The 2479-nt window shown below is 52.9% G+C and carries 3 protein-coding genes; all 3 read right to left on the bottom strand.

Features of this window, described 5'->3' with window-relative positions:
• Positions 1 to 26: 26 nt before the first annotated feature.
• The 3 genes from tnpC to MJ770_RS05205 all read right to left on the bottom strand — a co-directional run bounded on the left by tnpC (position 27) and on the right by MJ770_RS05205 (position 2396).
• Positions 27 to 1589 (bottom strand): IS66 family transposase, encoded by a 1563-nt coding sequence (gene tnpC, locus MJ770_RS05215; RefSeq protein ID WP_239250549.1) that lies wholly within the window; start codon positions 1587 to 1589, stop codon positions 27 to 29.
• A gap of 109 nt (positions 1590 to 1698) precedes the next feature.
• The gene (gene tnpB / locus MJ770_RS05210; protein ID WP_239250548.1) at positions 1699 to 2034 is read right to left on the bottom strand and encodes an IS66 family insertion sequence element accessory protein TnpB; all 336 of its coding nucleotides are present in this window, start codon (positions 2032 to 2034) and stop codon (positions 1699 to 1701) included.
• On the bottom strand, positions 2031 to 2396 hold the full coding sequence (locus tag MJ770_RS05205; protein WP_239250547.1) for a transposase: 366 nt from the start codon (positions 2394 to 2396) through the stop codon (positions 2031 to 2033). The genes tnpB and MJ770_RS05205 overlap by 4 nt, the downstream gene beginning before the upstream one ends.
• Positions 2397 to 2479: the final 83 nt, after the last annotated feature.

Below are 2479 nucleotides of genomic sequence, written 5' to 3'. Positions count from 1 at the left end.
GTAAGCGTCCGGTAACCCCACATTGCCTACGGCTGCCAATTATGCGGCAGCAACTCATTGATCTTTGAAGCCCGCTGCGTCGGTAACCTTTCCATGACGTCTTTCAGGTAGGCTTGCGGGTTGAGGCCATTGATCTTCGCGGACTGGATTAAGGTCATTACGTTAGCCGCGCGCTGACCACTGCGCAGTGAACCCGCAAACAGCCAATTCGAACGGCCAAGTGCCCAGGGCCTAATTTGATTCTCAACCCAGTTATTGTCGATGGGCACGGCGCCATCATCAAGGTAGCGCGTGAGCGCATCCCAGCGTTTCAAGCTGTATTGGATTGCTTTGGCTGTCGCGCTGCCATCGGGTACCTGCTGCCGCTTTCCGATCAGCCAATGCTGTAACTGATCGATAATCGGTTTGGCTTGTTCTTGTCGTTGTTGCCTTCGCTGCTCAGGGCTTAGCTCTACGAGTTCCCGCTCGATGAGATAGAGCTGCTTAATATAGTCCAGCGCCTGCTCAGCAATCTGGCTTTTGTTGGCCACGTGCAGGTCGTGGAATTTGCGCCGAGCATGGGCCATGCAGCCAATTTCGATCATGCCATTGGTGAAGCCGGCTTTATAGCCGCTGTAATCATCGCAAACTAACTTTCCTCGCCAATCTGCGAGGAAATCTCTCGATTCTTTGCCTGAGCGGCTGGGCCTAAAGTCATAGACCACTCCCTGTATCGCGGAGTAGCGTGTTGTCGCATAAGCCCAGACATAAGCTTTATGAGTACGCTGCTTACCCGGCGCCAACATCGCAACCGGTGTTTCATCAGCATGTAATACCGATTGCTCTAGTAGCTGTTCTCGAAGTTCATTGACTAAAGGCTGCAGCTCTACGCCACAACGACCCACCCAATCTGCAAGTGTTGAGCGCGGAATCGTAACGCCACTGCGGGCAAACTGTTGTTCTTGACGGTATAGCGGTAGATGATCGGCATATTTGCTAATGAGCACTTGAGCCAATAAACCGGTGGTCGGAATACCTTTATCAATGATGTGCGCGGCGACAGGAGCTTGTACCAAACTGTCGCAATCACGGCAGCACCATTTACCGCGGATATGACGCTCTACACTAAAGGTGCCGGGCAGGTAGTCGAGCTTCTCACTAACGTCTTCACCGATCCGAGTGAATTCACAGCCGCAAGAACAGGTTGTACTCTCGGGTTCATGATGAATCTCGGTGCGAGGCAGGTCTTTGGGTAGCGCTTGGCGTTTGGGCTTTTTGCGTTCACGCTGTTCTGGCGTAACCGAGACTCTCTCCAGCTCAACCTCAATCGCGGCGATGTCTTCGTCGACCAGCGCCTCCAATAAAGCGAGCTGCTGTTTATCCAAGCCCTCGCTGCGTTTACCAAAGCGGTGGCGGCGCAATAGCGCCAACTCGTGGGTCAGTTTGTCTTTATGGGTTTGTAACTGATGGAGCGAGGCGTCGCACTGAGCAATGCACTGGTCGCGCTCAGCTATCTTTTGCGTTTGGACAACCACCGTCTCCTGCAACTGCATGACCAGCGTGCGTAGCTGGTCGGGAGATAAAGACTGAAGGTCGGCTGGCTGATTCATCATGTTACTTTGCCAGAACTTAGCTCAGCATTCGATGACGATTTGGTAAATGGACGAGGCGCAGCAACTGTGCTTTCCACCGCGCATTAAGGCGCAGATTTAGCTGTGATTACAACACTGAGATGGTGGCTCCGCCACCCGCTTGCCGCCATGGCAACCCAACCACCAACGCCTGTAATTGTTCTTCGTCCAACGCAATGGCTTGCCCTTCGCGTAGCGCGCACCAACTAAATTTACCCTTGTGCAATCGGCGAGCGGCTAACCATAAGCCAAAGCCATCGTGCACTAAGACCTTCATGCGATTAGCGCGCTTGTTGGCAAAGAGGTAGGCGTAATGAGGGCGAGCCTCGCCGAAGCTTTGAACGACACGCGCCAAGGTGGTATCTGGGCCAGCGCGCATATCCAGCGGTTCACGCGCCAACCAAATCTCGTCGATACGAATCATGATTGGGACTTCAGCCAAGAAGCTAAATCGGCAAGACCGGACATTGGCCAGTGAATCGTGACGGGGCCAAGGGGGCTGCTTAGTTCGACTTTTAGCATGGTATCCGGACTTGAGGTGTTCGATGCCCTAGCGGGAATCCGCGGTGCTACTTTAATAAAGTCACCACTACTATCCCCCACAGCGGCTTTAAACTGGCGCCGCCATTTATGCACGAGATTGGCATTAATATTAAACTGCTGAGCTACGCTTGCTACAGAGGTATTGGGCGCATAGCTCGCTGCCACGACTTGCTCCTTAAGCTGGAGTGAATGTTGACGGCGCGGTGCTTTGTTTGGCGAGGGAAGTAATCCTTGAATATCCATAGTAGGTGTCCACTTAAAATGAGGTGGACACCAAGACTACTATCTTAAAATTAGTTGGGAAGGTGAGTTTGCCGGACGCTTAC

The organism is Candidatus Nitrotoga sp. M5 (assembly GCF_927904885.1).
In the GTDB taxonomy this organism is placed as follows: Bacteria; Pseudomonadota; Gammaproteobacteria; order Burkholderiales; family Gallionellaceae; genus Nitrotoga.
The sequence above is the reverse complement of the archived record's forward strand: the minus strand, read 5'-3'. Positions and strand labels throughout refer to the sequence as shown.